15 protein-coding genes and 2 pseudogenes are annotated in these 15610 nt (G+C 39.1%); 7 read left to right on the plus strand and 10 right to left on the minus strand.

Annotation, left to right across the window (positions count from 1 at the left end):
• Positions 1-13: 13 nt before the first annotated feature.
• Positions 14-598 (minus strand): Npun_F5749 family FMN-dependent PPOX-type flavoprotein, encoded by a 585-nt coding sequence (locus tag V7K56_RS09440; protein ID WP_334909793.1) that lies wholly within the window; start codon positions 596-598, stop codon positions 14-16.
• 198 nt (positions 599-796) lie between these two features.
• On the opposite strand from V7K56_RS09440, the gene V7K56_RS09445 reads away from it, so the two are divergent.
• Genes V7K56_RS09445 through V7K56_RS09460 form a run of 4 tightly spaced genes read left to right on the plus strand, consistent with a single transcriptional unit; the run spans position 797 to position 3673 of the window.
• Entirely contained in the window at positions 797-1123 is a 327-nt protein-coding gene (locus V7K56_RS09445) for a hypothetical protein (RefSeq protein WP_334909795.1), read from the plus strand.
• Position 1124: 1 nt separating this feature from the next.
• Entirely contained in the window at positions 1125-2108 is a 984-nt protein-coding gene (locus V7K56_RS09450; protein WP_334909797.1) for a CHAT domain-containing protein, read from the plus strand.
• The gene (locus tag V7K56_RS09455; RefSeq protein WP_334909799.1) at positions 2047-3366 is read left to right on the plus strand and encodes a tetratricopeptide repeat protein; all 1320 of its coding nucleotides are present in this window, start codon (positions 2047-2049) and stop codon (positions 3364-3366) included. Before V7K56_RS09450 ends, V7K56_RS09455 begins: the two co-directional genes overlap by 62 nt.
• Positions 3367-3400: 34 nt before the next feature.
• The gene (locus V7K56_RS09460) at positions 3401-3673 is read left to right on the plus strand and encodes a tetratricopeptide repeat protein (protein ID WP_334909801.1); all 273 of its coding nucleotides are present in this window, start codon (positions 3401-3403) and stop codon (positions 3671-3673) included.
• A gap of 396 nt (positions 3674-4069) precedes the next feature.
• Here the strand turns inward: V7K56_RS09460 and V7K56_RS09465 are convergent, their stop codons facing one another.
• Together V7K56_RS09465 and V7K56_RS09470 are read right to left on the minus strand one after the other, a co-directional pair.
• Complete coding sequence (locus tag V7K56_RS09465) at positions 4070-4297, minus strand: type II toxin-antitoxin system HicB family antitoxin (protein WP_334909825.1); 228 nt, start codon at positions 4295-4297, stop codon at positions 4070-4072.
• 52 nt (positions 4298-4349) lie between these two features.
• The gene (locus V7K56_RS09470) at positions 4350-5108 is read right to left on the minus strand and encodes a Uma2 family endonuclease (protein WP_334909803.1); all 759 of its coding nucleotides are present in this window, start codon (positions 5106-5108) and stop codon (positions 4350-4352) included.
• Between the two features lie 329 nt (positions 5109-5437).
• On the opposite strand from V7K56_RS09470, the gene V7K56_RS09475 reads away from it, so the two are divergent.
• The 3 genes from V7K56_RS09475 to V7K56_RS09485 all read left to right on the plus strand — a co-directional run bounded on the left by V7K56_RS09475 (position 5438) and on the right by V7K56_RS09485 (position 7812).
• Positions 5438-5794 carry a helix-turn-helix domain-containing protein gene (locus tag V7K56_RS09475; RefSeq protein ID WP_334909805.1) on the plus strand — a complete coding sequence of 119 codons (357 nt, stop codon included), beginning with the start codon at positions 5438-5440 and terminating at the stop codon, positions 5792-5794.
• Between the two features lie 55 nt (positions 5795-5849).
• Positions 5850-6299, plus strand: coding sequence for a transposase (locus tag V7K56_RS09480; protein WP_334909807.1), 450 nt, complete (start codon positions 5850-5852; stop codon positions 6297-6299).
• A 169-nt stretch (positions 6300-6468) separates the two neighbouring features.
• Entirely contained in the window at positions 6469-7812 is a 1344-nt protein-coding gene (locus V7K56_RS09485) for a TMEM143 family protein (protein WP_334909809.1), read from the plus strand.
• A gap of 106 nt (positions 7813-7918) precedes the next feature.
• Here the strand turns inward: V7K56_RS09485 and V7K56_RS09490 are convergent.
• The 7 genes and pseudogenes from V7K56_RS09490 to V7K56_RS09520 all read right to left on the minus strand — a co-directional run.
• Positions 7919-8224 (minus strand): annotated as a pseudogene (locus tag V7K56_RS09490) (hypothetical protein); the annotation flags it as partial.
• A 134-nt stretch (positions 8225-8358) separates the two neighbouring features.
• Positions 8359-8667 carry a KGK domain-containing protein gene (locus V7K56_RS09495; protein WP_334909811.1) on the minus strand — a complete coding sequence of 103 codons (309 nt, stop codon included), beginning with the start codon at positions 8665-8667 and terminating at the stop codon, positions 8359-8361.
• Positions 8668-8991: 324 nt separating this feature from the next.
• Positions 8992-10053 (minus strand): c-type cytochrome biogenesis protein CcsB, encoded by a 1062-nt coding sequence (gene ccsB / locus V7K56_RS09500; protein WP_334909813.1) that lies wholly within the window; start codon positions 10051-10053, stop codon positions 8992-8994.
• 218 nt (positions 10054-10271) lie between these two features.
• Positions 10272-12056: a DUF3352 domain-containing protein gene (locus V7K56_RS09505; protein ID WP_334909815.1), complete on the minus strand. Its 1785-nt coding sequence runs from the start codon at positions 12054-12056 to the stop codon at positions 10272-10274.
• A 617-nt stretch (positions 12057-12673) separates the two neighbouring features.
• On the minus strand, positions 12674-13237 hold the full coding sequence (locus tag V7K56_RS09510) for a Uma2 family endonuclease (RefSeq protein ID WP_334909817.1): 564 nt from the start codon (positions 13235-13237) through the stop codon (positions 12674-12676).
• Between the two features lie 186 nt (positions 13238-13423).
• A pseudogene (locus V7K56_RS09515) lies at positions 13424-14598 on the minus strand (ISH3 family transposase).
• Between the two features lie 199 nt (positions 14599-14797).
• Positions 14798-15610 (minus strand): tetratricopeptide repeat protein (locus tag V7K56_RS09520; RefSeq protein WP_334909820.1); only part of this gene is annotated, 813 nt, incomplete at its 5' end.

Here is a 15610-nt window from a genome sequence, read left to right on the forward strand (position 1 = left end):
ACTCTTGACTAAATCACGGATTAATTGCTTCGCTAGACCACTCTTGCTGGTCATCACGGCAGTAAAGCCATCGATTTTGTGGTTCGCCGCGTAATTCTAAATGGTCTACTTGCACCGGATCTAGTAACAGTAGACAAAAATTAGCCACTGGCTCAACTGGATTGGGTGCTGGTGGCTCAAAAGCTCCTGCTTGTTGGATTCTGGGTTTACCAGGATGGGGCCAAGCAAATTGTAAACGCGCCGCATCACTCAATTCTTGCCACATTGCGATCCGCGCTGGTTGTAGATGCGGATCGCAATCATCACCGCTTACTAGGGTTAAACAGCCAGTGATGCGGAATTGTTCTCGTGTATTGGGGAAGTACCAACAAATTTCTGCCCAAGGTTGTTGCTGTATCTGGTCAGTTTTGGCACTACGGTTATCGGTGATAAATTTTAGCTGGTTTGTATTTTCTAGGAAGCCGCGAAAGACTAGGGTACGATTAGCGGGGCGACCGTTGGCTTGTAGCGTTGCTAGTTGCAGGTAACGGGCATAAACAAGGCTGCGGTTGCAATGGAGTGCATGAGCGATTGCACCTCGCCAAGGAGCAAGAGACATATTAATTCAAAATTCAAAATTCAAAATTCAAAATTAAGAAAGTCAGATTAAATTGGGCTTTTCAGGTTTGCATCTGTTGCTTTATTTTAGACAATTGGTACAACACAAACTAAATAATTTTGCAATACTCTCTGCGCCTCTGCATGAGGATTATGCTTGCTAAATATACAATATGCTGTATAAATTCGCAGGTTAGCTATGGCAGAAATTCAAGTCGGTATTGAGGGTGAAGGCGCACCAGCAGCAGCCGAGGCTTTGCTAGAAATTCCTGGAATATCAGGAAGCTATGAAGTGCCGACCCAAAGAGAGGGGACTTTAGCGGCTGTTGCTACCATTGTTGGCGTTGTTGGTGGTGTTGTGGCTTTAGCTGAACAAATTCGCAAATGGTATCAAGAATGGCAAAAATCCCATCCAGGAAAGCAATTTGATGTCATAATTCTTGACCCTGATACTGGAAACAGGATTTTACTCGAAGAAGCTACCATAGAGGAAATCACGGAAATCCTCAAATCTCTCAGCAAATAAAGTGCAAACTATCCGCATTCAACTTCGGGAAAGTACGCAGGAAACAGTTGAACTCAGATACTGGCTACCTCAAAATAATCACTATGAATCACGTCGCCTGAAATTAGCAGAAATCGCTAATTTGCTTAAGCAAGGCGAACGAGATTACTATAAACTGCTGCCCAATTTACCAGGAATCGGGCAGCAGTTATTTTTTTGGTTGGATGGCGATGGACGCTGGTTGAGTCGGGGAATTGCTAATTGTCGCGGTGAAGGGTTGGTAATTGCTATTGATACCGATCAAAAATTGGTACATCTGCCTTGGGAAGTGCTGCATAATGGTGAGAATTTTTTGGTGAAGCGGGTTAATCCAGTGGTGTTACCTCTGCGCTGGATTGAGAAAGAAACGGAACCGTTGGCTGTAGAAGCACGACAATTGCGAGTATTGTTTATGGCAACCGATCCGGAAGATGTGCAACCAAAGTTAGAGTTTGAACAGGAAGAAGCGAGAATTCTGGGAGATACGCGAGATTTTGCTGTAGATTTGCGGGTGGAAGAAAGCGGTTGCGTTAGCGAGTTGGCTAAGGTGTGGAGTCGCTATTTTAATGACTTTGATGTGTTTCACCTCACAGGACACGCCTCAATTACTCCTCCTGAAGCGGAGAACCCCACCCCCAACCCCTCCCCGCAAGCGAGGAGGGGAGAAGATTTAGAGCCAAATACGCCTTACTTTATCACTGAGACGGAAATTGGGGAACGCCACGAAACCACAGCCACAGAACTGGCGGAAGTCTTCCGATTTCGCTTTCCCAAATTGGTGTTTTTGTCTGGGTGTCGGACTGGACAAGCACCAGATAAAGGGGCTGTCCCTTCAATGGCTGAGGCACTAATTGCCCAAGGGGCTAGGGCGGTTTTAAGTTGGGGGCGGCCTAGCTGCACAAATTTTGTATCGTCTGTGGTGGAAGGCGAAAACTGCTACGGAAGCACAAAAGTTAGAAATTCATAGGTTGGCTTTGCTGGGAAAGGATAAAGATATTGCTGTCAATGTTGCGAATTGTCTTTCTAGAAAGTGGATACCTCATAGTCGTTTCCGAGACACTAATAAAATTTGTCAAAATACACTTAACAATATAAGTGACTATCGTATTCTTAGTAATTTAGCTCGTGTTGAAATTGAGCTAGGTAAGCTTAAAGAAGCTGTGGAGCATTATCAAGAAGCTTTAAAACTTTGTCCAGATAATGAAATAATTGAAATCTGCGGCATTAAACACTGCTTGGCATATATCAAATCTAAAAGCGGAGAATTAGATATAGCTCTTAAAATTTACCAAGAATGTCTTATAGATAGCGAAAAAATTGGTCATCTTAAGGGTAAAGCTTCAGCATTGCATGAGATAGCAAGAATATATCTTTTACAAGGCAAGGTAGACAATGCACTTCATAAATATCAAGAGTGCCTAGCAATTCAAGAAAATATTGGTGATATTAAAGGTCAAGCATCAACATTACATCAAATTGCATACATAAAAGCACAAAAAGGAGAAATACAAGAATCTCTTGCTAATTATGAAAAATCTTTCTATCTGAAAGACAGTATTGGTGATCTTAAAGGAAAAATATCAGCTTTACATCAAATAGCATCTCTTAAAGAAGAGCAAGGAGACTTAGAAGCAGTTTTTAGTCTTTTACAGATGTCTCTAAAAATAGTTGAAAAAACTGGTAGCGTTGAACTTAAAGCTGCCTTATTTTATAATATGGCAATTACTTATACTAAAGTTGGAAGATTTGATTTAGCAATTAATTCCCTTGATACTTCGTTGAAACTTGCTGAACAAATTGATGATATTCAAAGTCAAGCAATGGTATTACATCAACTTGGTGTAGTATCCGAACAACAAATTAAATTTGAAAATGCACTTCAGTTTTATAGTAAATCTCTAATTTTGAATAAGCAAATTAAATATCTAAAAGGTCAAGCAGATACATTACATCAAATAGCAAATATTTATATAAATCAGCGAAAAATTGATGCTGCTTTAGCCACATATAAAGAAGCTCTTGAAATTCAAGAGCATATACAAGATATGCGCGGTAAAGCAAGTACGTTGGCTTCGTTGGGACAAATGTTGATATATGAACTTGGTGATTATGACCAAGGATTAGATTTATTGCAGCAGTCATTAAGCATATTGCAACATCTTCAATCTTCTGAAACTGATACGGTCAAAAGAATAATATTGAGTATTCAGGAATCAATCCTTTGAACGCATTGGTAATGTTCAAGGCAAAGCGGCGACGTTGCACCAACTGGGAATACTCTACGCCGACAAAGGGGAAGTGGAGGAAGCGATCGCACTCTACAATCAGTCTTTGGAAATAACTGAACGTATTGGTTATGTCAAAGGCAAAGCAATGACTCTGTGGTCGTTAGCACATTTGGCAGAACAACAGGGTGAATACACTAAAGCGATATCCTATTTGCAACTAGCTTTAGAGATTTTGCAGCGATTGAAGTCACCGGATGCTGAAAGTGTGAATGCAAGTCTTGATAGGATAATGCTTAATTCGTAATTCGTAATTACAGCACCGAAAGTTATTTGTCTCACGCAGAGGCGCAGAGAAGAACAATATGAAAATTGCTGTAATGAGTCTTTGATACTTGCTAACGAGTTTTTTTTACTCGCGGACGAGTCTTTGATACTCGTAGACGAGTCTTTAATACTCGTAGACGAGTCTTTGATACTCGTGGACGAGTCTTTTTTACTCGTGCGAGAGTCTTTGATACTCGTTGATGAGTCTTTAATACTCGTAGACGAGTCTTTGATACTCGTGGATGAGTTTTTAATACTCGCGCGAGAGTCTTTAATACTCATAAACGAGTCTTTAATACTCGCGGACGAGTCTTTGAACCTGATTAACGTAAATTCGACAAACCTCTCCCTGCTTTGCAATAGCAATACTGTTCGGTTAAGGCAAGAGACGGCGATTTATCGCGTCTTTGCGATTAGGCAATATGGCTCCCTGTTCAATTATCAATTCTTCTTCCAGTGGTTCCAAGTAAAGTTTTATCGCTTCTCGAATATTTTCTACCGCTTCATCAACAGTCTTGCCTTCACTAATACATCCTGGAAGTGTAAAAACGAAAACTGTATAACCCTCTTCATCACTTGGTTCTAATACTACTTTTATATTTATAGATTACTTGACTTTCTATTAGTGTGGACTTTGTGAATGTAGCAGAAAGTTTTTAGATTAAATCAGGATCTACGCCAAGCGATCGCAATCGTTCTCGTAATAATTGGGTTTCTTGCTGTGCCTGTTGAGCTTTTTGTTCTGCCTGTTGAGCTTTTTGTTCCGCCTGTTGAGCTTTTTGTTCTGCTTGTTGAGCTTTTTGTGCTGCAAGTTTTTCCTTTTCTTCTGGTGTTAAAAACCGTTGTCCTTGTTGGTTATACCAATACATCCACTCTCGTGGTACGCCTAGATAAGTTCCTCGTTCGATGCCGATTCCTAAACCTATTTCTGTTAACCAAACTGGATTACTATCATGTAATTCATAAACATTGTTAACTAATTTGTAAACTTCTAAACGTGGCTTGCGGCGACGAAATGGGTTGTAAACTACATAATACAAAATTCCCAATCTTGCATAGTCTGCTTTTTTGGTCGAGTACTCACCACGGTATATTTTAGATACTACCTCCAACAATAATATCGGTAATTTCTTCTCTTCCCAAAGCACATAACTGAGGCGGAGGTCTTCATCATAAAATCGCTCTACGCCCAAACTCAAAAACCCATCTGGGACTATTGCTGGTAAATCTGGGTCATAATAAATACCCATATCTACACCAAAAAACCAATCCATGCGTTCTGGCCAAGCTATTGCTAGAAGCGCTTTTAGTAAACCAGGAATCAAATCTTGTAATTCATTATCCACGGGGGTATCGTCAGAGTCAGGTAGCTCCTCAGATGAGGGCAAACAAGCTAATGGATTGTAATTTAGCATGATTGATTTCCCATTCCTCAGTTATAAGTACATCTTTATTTTATAAATGAATCTTGATGGTAATTTAAATGAGAAAATCAAGATTTATGCTGAGCTATGTTTACAACGGGCTACGCCTACGCACTTTTCAATCAGTCTTTGAAAATAACAGAACGCCTTGGAGATGTGCAAGGTAAAGCAAATATCCCTACTTACTTTTTCCCTCGGCTCAGGAAAAAACTGCTAGATTTACCACTCAAGATACTAGAATTTAGTTGCCAATGAAGACATATAGCAGATTGCAGGTAGATAGATAGAGTACACTAAAGGCTAGTGCATCAACCGGGACTATGAAAGCTTACTCTATCGACTTTCGAGAAAAAATAATTGAGGCATACTCTCAAGGTGATACATCAATTAGAAAACTAGCTTCTAGGTTCGATGTAAGTAAAGCTTTTGTACAAAGGCTCCTTTTACTCAAAAGAACTCAAGGTCATGTGCAGCCACAAAAACAAGGTGGAGGAATGAAGAGTGATTTAGATAAACATTTTATTGAGCTAGCTCAAATGGTAGAAAAATATCCAGATGCTACTTTATCCGAGTATTGTGAATATTGGGGACAAACTTACGATAAATGGGTAAGTACTAGTGCCATGTGCCGGGCGTTGCAAAGACAAAACCTCACACAAAAAAAAGACATTACGTAGCAGTCAATGCGCCACACAAAGAGTCCAAAAGCTCAGGTGCGAATTTTGGGAAAAAGTGAAAGCTATAGACCCAGAAAACTTGGTTTTCATCGATGAAATCGGTGTTTTACTTGGTTTAACGCGTTCCTTAGCTCGCAGCCCGTGTGGGCAAAGAGCGTATGATTTAAAACCATTTTATAGAGGTGCGAAAGTAACGGTTATTGGAGCTATAAGTTTAAAAAAAGTTTTAGCTGTCATGACGATGAATGGCTCAATGGATGTCCATGCATTTGAAGTATTTATCCAAAAATGTTTGCTCCCCCAATTATGGACGGGTGCTGTAGTTGTTATGGATAATGTACCATCTCACAAAGTAGCTTCAATTGAACCATTGATTCAATCGGTGGGTGCCAGTGTTCTCAATATGTCACCGTATTCTCCTGATTTTAATCCGATTGAACTTTGGTGGTCACAACAATCAAGCTTTTTTACGTCAATTCTCTCCAACCACAACAAAAATGGTTGATGTTTTAATTGCAACGGCTCTTGATTTGATTAATCCGAAACATCTAAAAAACTGGTTTACAGACTGTTGTTACTGTACTTCATAAACCTGCAATCTGCTGTAATGTTTCATGGCCGCCGTTTTTGTGGGATGTGGCAAACCCTAGTTAGATTCTGATTCATCTTTGAATATGGCTGTTTCCGAAAATCGAGAAGCGTTTATTCCCTATACTCGCAGTGATATTATCAAACTTTGCCTACAAGACGGTCAGCTAGATGAAGCTGATGTCAAAAAATTTCAAGATTTCTGCCAAATCCTTATTGCATACTATCACTTTCGCTTCCACAAAACCTTAGAAGTTATCAAAGATAACTACGTACCCTTTAACCCTAATGCAGAGATTCAACCAATAACTCCACCAACATTTGAACAATATGATGACATGGAGTTAAAAGTAGTTAAAGCTTTTGAGCATATTGTTGAAAGAGCTAATTATATTTTTTTGCCTGAATCGATTTTAAAAAGAGCGTTGACAAACAAATCTCTAATTGAATTGAAAACTCAAGTAAATTTTGAGGATTTTGACCGCTTAATTTGTTATTACCGGGGTAATAGTTCTAAAAAAATTTTAGTAAAAAAATTCTTCTTTTGGCAATCAGAAAAAACGATTGATATTTTTGAACGGATTGTTTTATTAGTCAAGTTCAAAGAAGTAGCTTACTTTTGTGCTAAGAAAGACAAGATCCAAGAATTAAAATTCATTCCCGGTAAGATGTATGTTTACTTCTACAAAAATATTCCTAAACTAGATGTTGACTTAATTTTTCCCAATGTAAAAACAAGTATGACCTGGAAAGATCGGTTACTATTTGGAATTCCGGCGATTGGTGCGGCAATTCCTTTGATATTAAGAACATTGCCGAATTTATTATTGCTAGTTGCTGCAATTGTACTAGTATTAAATGTTACTTTTTTGGTTGAATCATTAAATATAGAGTTGGATAAAGTCAGAAATTTTATGCCCGTCTTGGTGGCAGCTTTATCATTAGCGATCGCTTTAGGTGGATTTGCCTTTACGCAATACACTAATTATAAAAATAAAAAAATTAAATTTCAGAAAATTGTAACTGATACGCTATTTTTCAAGAATTTAGCTAACAATTATAGTGTTTTTCAAATGTTTATTGAATTAGCAGAAGAAGAAGAATCTAAGGAAATTATTTTGGCATACTATCATTTACTTACTAGCCCCACAGCATTAACTCCTCAACAATTAGATTCTCGCATCGAAACTTGGATGGACAATAAATTAGGCACAAAGATTAACTTTGATATTCAAGGGCCTCTAAGCAATCTAGAAGATATTCGCGGTCAAGTAATTCAAAATAGCGAAACAACAGACAATGCACCAGAAATTCCTTTACTAGCCTACGATCGCCAAGGAGCATGTCACGTTCTACCCTTGGATGATGCTAAAGCAGTGATTGATTATGTTTGGGATAATGCTTTTCGATATAACGGGATAATTTTGTAGTTTAGTCTCTTGGTTATCTGTACATTTTCCAATTGCACCTTTGAGTTCATTGATGAATCTTCAGAGCAATTCAGGTGAGAGAATCAGGATCTACACCAAGCGATGTCTAACGACAAGCCGCTCCGCGTCTACGCAACTGTTCTGCTAATAATTCTGCACGTCGTCGTGCTTGTTGAGCTTCTTGCTGTGCTTGCTGTGTTTGTTGTTGAGCAAGTTTTTTGTCTTCTTCTGGTGTTAAAAACCTTTGCCCCTGTTGATTATACCAATATAACCACTCACGAGGAATGCCTAGATAAGTTCCCTGTTCCATGCTAATTCCTAAACCAATCTCTGGTAGCCAAACAGGATTACCATCTTGAAATTCATAAGCATTATTAACTAATTTGTAAACTTCTAAACGTGGCTTCCGGCGACTAAATTGTTAGTACATCTTTATTTTATTAATTAATTTTGATAGCAATTTAGCACATCCTATTTTATTTGCAAATATAGAGAGTATCAGAACCCCACTTATTAAATAAGCGGGGTTATTTTGCTTATTGAGTATTAGTTTTCCACTTGTTTGAGTTTTTGAAAAACTTCCTCAAGTGGTGACTCAGATTCATCAGGACAAAATTCTAAAGCAAGTCTAACTTTTCCTTTTTTCCATCCCATAGTACTAAATTGTAAAACTTCACAATTTAATCCTTGAGTATACAAATTTACTTCGTCCGTTTCTTCTGCTCCAACATATTCCTTAATTGCTGTAATCAAATCACGGACTTTAAAAGTTTTAGCAATATTTAACTTATTAAAAGTGTCCGGTTCTATAGACACAACTTCATCATGGTTTAGTATCTCGAATCCATCTTCCATAAAAATCTCCTGTCAATAAATCTATATTTTCCAGAGATATGACAGTTCATCCGAAATAAAATGATAATTTAGTCATTGGTCAGAGACGCGATTAATCGCGTCTGTACAATGGCCATTAGTCCCTGGTTGTGATCAGTAATAATTTTTGTCTGGCGCAATCACTCTTAGGGAGTTTGTAAGAGTAGGGGCAAAGAAAAACTCTGCCCTCCTCTGGGTTTCAACTTAAATACTTAACTCACCATAGTTTTACGCAAGATTTTACTAAGTCCTGAGTTATGAGTAAAAGTAAAATACTCAATACTCAGTATTGTCTTAGTGAGGTTTTTAGAAAAACCAACCGTAAGAATGCAAACCTTTACCCAAAAGATTTACACCGAGATAGCAAACCCAAACAACAAGCAAGCCGGCGGAGGCTAAAATTGCCGGACGACGCCCTTGCCAACCGCGAGTAATTCTGGCGTGAAGGTAGGCGGCGAACACTAACCAAGTAATTAATGCCCAAGTTTCTTTCGGGTCCCAACTCCAGTAGGAACCCCAGGCTTCGTTAGCCCAAACGCCACCGGCAATGATGCCAATTGTCAGCAGGGGAAATCCTAGTCCAATGATCCGATAGCTGATGTTGTCGAGGGTTTCGGCAAGGCTAAGGCGCTGGGGTGAAAGAGGTTCAGCAGATGCAACAGCTTGAGATTCAGGAGTAGTTACTAAATCCAAAACAGCAGTGTTTCCGTTACCGTTGCCGTTGCTACTAGTTTCAAAACGGGCAAAGCCGTTATTTTCAACAGCAGGGGTTGGTGGTTGAGAAATTAGTTCAGATGCTTTGTGCAAGCGGTAGCCGTTGCTGCGATAGCCACCAGTACCAACAGAACTGCCTTGTAGTTGGATGTTTTGACCGCGAGTGACAATTAAAAAAGCGATCGCTAATAAGGAACCCACCATCAAAGCAGAATAACTCAACATCATGACGCTGACATGCATCATCAGCCAATTTGATTTCAAGGCAGGTACTAAGGGTTCTGACGCTTGCATCTGGGATGGTAGTGTCATGGTAGCAAAAGCTGCGATCGCCATTGCCACCGGAGCTGTCGCAACTCCTACTAAGCGGCTACGGCTACTATTTTCGGCAATCAGATGGATGGCGGTAATTCCCCAAGTTAAGAAAAACAGAGATTCATAGAGATTACTTAAGGGAAAATAACCAGCTTCGATCCATCGTGCTCCTAGTAAAGTAGCTATACACAAATTAGCGATCGCCATCCCAGCTGTCCCCAAAGCGGCTAGATAAGGCAGATTCGGAAAAGCCGCTCCTCCCCAATACACCAGCATTGTCAGGAATAATATGGCAAAGGACGCATTGTCCAGCCAGTTCTGGAGTGCAACCAAATTCATAAAGTGTTCTCTCCGTGGATAATTTAAAATATCAATTCTGACTGTTTTGATCCTATATGTTTAAAAGGGAATCGGGAATGGGGCATTGGGCATTGGGCATGGAGAAGAGACAAAGGAGACAAGAAAGAAGGGGGAGACAAGGGAGAAATTTTCAATAATTCCTCCTTGTCCTCCCTTGTCCCCCTTGTCTTTTCTGCTCCCCCGCCTCTTCTGCTCCCCTATCTAACAGAGTTACTCTTTTCTGGACTAGGCAACGCAGTCGCGTTGGTAACTTTTTTAAGTTCGATAAAAATATCGTAACGGTTACTGCGATTATCGCTGACAGCAGATGTCATCCCAATTGTGCGCGTTGCATCTAGCAAAGTTTGTTGATTGGGAATTAGAGTTGGTAAAGGGAAATTTTTCACAGTTCGTTCCACATCCAGGAAAAATTGACCATTCGTCGGATTGGGTTCTGTAGGAACTGTTTGTTGGAAGGGAAGAGTGCCAGCTAGTGTGTAGTTAGGTTTGGGAACAATTTTATCCGCGATCGGAGCGCCCACAATCAAAAAGGCGACATCTCCATCTAACCAACCGTGGGTTGCAGTTAACGTACCATAAGGTGATACCCAGTTAACAACGGGTTGACCTGCGACTTTCCCCGGTTGCACTTGGAACTGGTATTGATTTTTCATCACTTCATCCAGTTGACTGATGGATGCTTCAGCAGATTTGCGTAGGCTTTGCCCACTATAGGCATCGGTTGTCTGTACCATGAACAGCAAACCCGCACGAAAATCATTTGGCGAACCTTCTTTTGGAGTAGCAGGAATCACTGATAATGAAAACTCCCCTTTCATCCAACTAAGTAAATCCTTCTCTAAATCGAGATCGGTAAGGGATTTTATACTACCTCTAATCTGTTCTGGTGCGATCGGTGATAAAGGATTTCCCTGAGATGTTAAAACATAGTCTTTCCATAACCTCTGTAAGTTGCTGCCAGTAAGCATCATTAAGGTTTCTGCTGGTATGCGGCTTTGCATGTTCCCAGCTTTATTTTCCACCGCCAGCACTCGTTGACTATTAGGGTTGAGCCAAGAAACGCCCTTCAAGCGGATTCCTTCTGACTCTAAAGTTATTGTCCCTGCTAAACCTTGGTTATTTTGCAGTTGAGCCAAAACTTGAGCAGGTAAAGGGCGGTTTGGAGAAACTGCGGCTATTTTAGCTGCTGTTGGCACATTTACATAAAACTGGGCAAAGGGTTGATAGTTGGCAATTTTCGGGAAATTCTCAGCAAAGCCGCCTGTTGTAGCTAGGGATGTTTTATTTTTGTAAGCGTCGATGGCTCGTTCTGTGGCTTTGGGACTATCAGTTATGACTAAAAAACGCCCATCTAGTAATGCAGCCGAGAAGTTTTGCCCTGCTTGTCCCTGACTTTGTTTAATGGCGATCCCTTGATAAGTGCGTAGGCGTAGCCCGTCGTAGACATCGCTCCATTTGCCTTGTTTAAGAATTTTGGGTTGTGCCAAAATACTTTTGGCGATTTCTGGGTTTTTCACTGGCAATACCATTACCATCGATTGCTGATCGCTGGCAGCATTTTCATTGGTGGTAACTGGTTTAGGTGCAGGTTTATTCCCTGTTGCTGGGGCAAGAATTGCGATCGTCACGTCATCGCCTACCCAAGGAGCGATATCTTTTTGGAAGTCGTAACCATTATTAGTTAGAAAGCGATCGCGTAACTCTACTAAATTTTTGTCCAGTTCTGTTTGGGTTTCTTTTGTCCCAAACTGCCGCAATTTCTGCCACTGCTGAGGATCTGTTGTTAAGGAAACCGCAAACAGGGCATCACCAGGAATAATATTTGCACCTACTAGCAAATCACTAGAAGATGTTTGTCTCTGGGCTAACAACCAGTAGGCTACACTCCCCGCACTAATCAATAACCCAGCAGCCGAGAGCGTCAGCACCAGAGACGATTTCTTATTTTTCTTCATTTGAACAGACACAAGAGGCGGTGCCATTGAAACCTGTACCTTGTACTTGCAAACTTATTACTTGCTTGATTAGTCAATTACACCAACAGGTTTAACCATTCTTTAGAACAGCTAATTATATTAAGTTTTTCCACCCTAGATGTTGATGATACTTCAGTAATCAACTTTCCCTAGTCTTTCAAAAGCTATGTTTTTAGTTCAGTTACCATTTTTAACACGCTTTTTTGAATTTCGTAGGACGTTTCCCTAAGATTAATTCCTCTGTCGGAAAGTTTCCACAAGTAAATCTGTTATTCCAAGCAATTCAGAGAATATAACATTTTTGTCGGAGTTACAGAAATTATATACACTCAGAGAACTCTAGGTATTGTAATGATTTTAGCGATTTCTCTCAATTCCCCTTAAAGTATTACCCCGCTCTAAAAACTCTATTTTTATGCGATCGCACAAAGTCTGTATAGCAGTACATTTGCATTATTGCCTAAAACCTTGATTAAATCGTTCTGCTTTTTCCTAGCTCAATTTGAAATAGGCGATCCGTGAGTAATTACATACGATAACGGGTATCTAAGGACACTATATAATTTGCTTTATCTACTGAGCAAGATGTATTTCAAAACTATAAATTGAATCTAAAAGCCTACCTATAATTGCAACTCAAATCCAGGTAGTATATTTTCTCCAGAAACAATCGTTGGCATTTGCACAACTTCTACAGCTTTTAAAAGTCGGTAAATTTCAACTTGGCGATCTTGAGGATTAATCAGCCAACCCAAGGGCAGACCATTTTGAATGTATTCCTGCATTTTCTCTTGAATCGGTGCAAGGCGATCTGTCTCCGAACGCAGTTCAATCACAAAGTCGGGTACAAGTGGCGGAAATTTTTTTCGTTGTTCTGGTGTTAAAGCTTCCCACCGCTCCAATTTTACCCAAGCAGCATCAGGAGAACGTTTTGCACCGTTGGGAAGTATAAAGATAGTTGAAGAACTAAAAACTTTCCCTAATTTAGCTTGACGATTCCAAATCTCTAAATCAGCAATCAGTCCAGCTTCCTGATTTCCGCTTTCTCCTCCTACTGGTGGCACAATTATTAATTCTCCAGATGCGTTCATTTCCAGGCTTAAATCACGATTGGCAATACACAATTGATAAAATTGCTCATCGGTTAAATGAGCAATCGGTTCTAGATTTAGCACAACAGTATTCATTAAACCTTTCCTCGCGTCTTTACTTGCTAACATTAGTAGGAAATTATCAGTAAACCAAAAAGTTTTTCTTCAAAGAGCAAACGCTAAAATACTTATATGTTTTGATACTTCTTGATACACAATTCTTTAACCAGTAAACATAGTATAGATATTACTTATGATTAGCTGATTGATATTTTTTTAATACTAACCTGAGGGAATATAAATGTTTTCGACTACTTGATATTTACGTTCAATAGCTTGAGATAAAAAGGCTAACATCTGTTTGAGCGTGAAAAGAGTGCGATAAATTAATCGACTCCCTTTCCTTGTACGACTGATTCTGAGCCAAAGAAGATTAACCCAAATATTAACGAGAAGGAAAGATATACCAATAAATAGTAATCTCATAACTGGATTTTTATTATTTGTTTTAATGCAACAAATATTTTTGAGCCGATAGCTAGTTTCAATGCCAAATCTTTTTCGATAGTCTTGATAAATATAATCTAAATTTGTGTTTATATTGTTCACAACATAAACAAAATATTGTACTCCATGCTGATGATTCTTGCCCTTTCTATATTTGCAGACTATCCATAAGTTAAAGGTAACTGAATCATCTTTATCTCTTGCGATTGTATAGGTAGTTTTATAACTTTTTTACCCTTTAATAATTGTTTGATTCCTCCTTGTTTTCCCGTTTTAATAGCAGGCATCATAAATGATATATCTAATGCCTGTAACCAACGAATGAGAGGAGTATTAAAAAAGCCTCTATCTAGGTAAAGCTTTTTTACATTTATTTTAATAAAGTCAAGTTCCGCCAGTAAATAAGTAATAATTGCAACACTGGTATCGAACCGTCTTATGCCCCTTATTGCCAGGGTTACACGCTTGTTATTAGTAATAACATATAAAGTTGCATAGGCATAGAATGAATTAGTACCAGATTTAGCTTCACTTCGATATATGTATAGTAATTCCTCTGACGTTGGCTTACCATAATAACAAATCAGATTTAAATCAATTGCTATTTTTAGGCAACCATTTTTTAATCCCAGAGAAATTCGGCTTTTCAATACTTGATTTATTTGTATTTCTAATTCTTCAAAATTGTTAATCTTGTTGAGATGATATCTAATATCATTGGAAGTAGGAACGTTCTTTAATGTTTTAGCTGTGTTCTCAATACTATCTCCACTACTTGCTGCTTTTACTAAAATTTCAAATAAAGTTTGCCCGTCACATACATCTTGAGTTTCAATAGAAAAATTTTCTACTAAACATTCAATAACCTCGTCAAGGGTTTCTGAATCGGTTAAAGCTAGTTCTTCTATAGACTCGCTCCGAGTGGTTTTTCGTAGAGATGAAACAGTCAACTTTTTCAGCCAATATTACGACACACTGCTTTCATCATTTCATATTTTGCACTGGTTCAAAATATGATAACTCTTCTTTATTTACTTAGTATTATTAAAGAACATGAATCTCTGTAGTCATTTGTTGGTGATGCTTGCTGCGTGTGTAGCGATCGCTCTTTGGAAAAAACTTTTTGGTTTACTGTTAATAGCAGTTTCACTACAGTAACTCTTGAAGTTGTTTTTCGGCAAGTTGGCTTAACTGAACATCACGGTTTAATTCAAGGACTTTCTTGTAATCTTCTACGGCTTGATCCTTGTTGCCTTTATTTTTATAAGCATTTCCTCTGTTGTAATAAGCGATGGTGTAGTTAGGGTTAAGTTTCAGGGCTTGGTTGTAGTCAGCAATGGCGCTGTCGTAGTCTTTTTTGTTATAATAAACATTTCCTCGGTTGTTATAAGTCTCAGTGTAGTTAGGGTTAAATTTCAGGGCTTGGTTGTAGTCAGCAATGGCACTGTCGTAGTCTTTTTTCTTACAGTAGTAATTCCCTCGGTTGTAGTAAGCGTCAATGTAGTTAGGGTCAAGTTTCAGGGCTTGGTTAAAGTCAGCAATGGCACTGTCGTAGTCTTTTCTGTTACGGTAAGCAAGCCCTCGGTTGTAGTAAGCGTCAATGTAGTTAGGGTCAAGTTTCAGGGCTTGGTTAAAGTCAGCAATAGCGCTGTCGTAGTCTTGTTTGTTGTAATAAGCAATTCCTCGGTTGTAGTAAGCCTCAGTGTAGTTAGAGTCAAGTTTCAGGACTTGGTTAAAGTCAGCAATAGCGCTGTCGTAGTCTTGTTTGTTGTAATAAGCAATTCCTCGGTTGTAGTAAGCGTCAGTGTAGTTAGAGTCAAGTTTCAGGACTTGGTTGAAGTAGTTAGGGTCAAGTTTCAAGGCTTGATTAAAGTCAGCAATAGCGCTGTCGTAGTCTTGTTTGTTGTAATAAGCAATTCCTCGGTTGTAGTAAGCGTCAGTGTAGTTAGAGTCAAGTTTCAG

This window comes from Nostoc sp. (assembly GCF_036917535.1).
In the GTDB taxonomy this organism is placed as follows: Bacteria; Cyanobacteriota; Cyanobacteriia; order Cyanobacteriales; family Nostocaceae; genus Nostoc.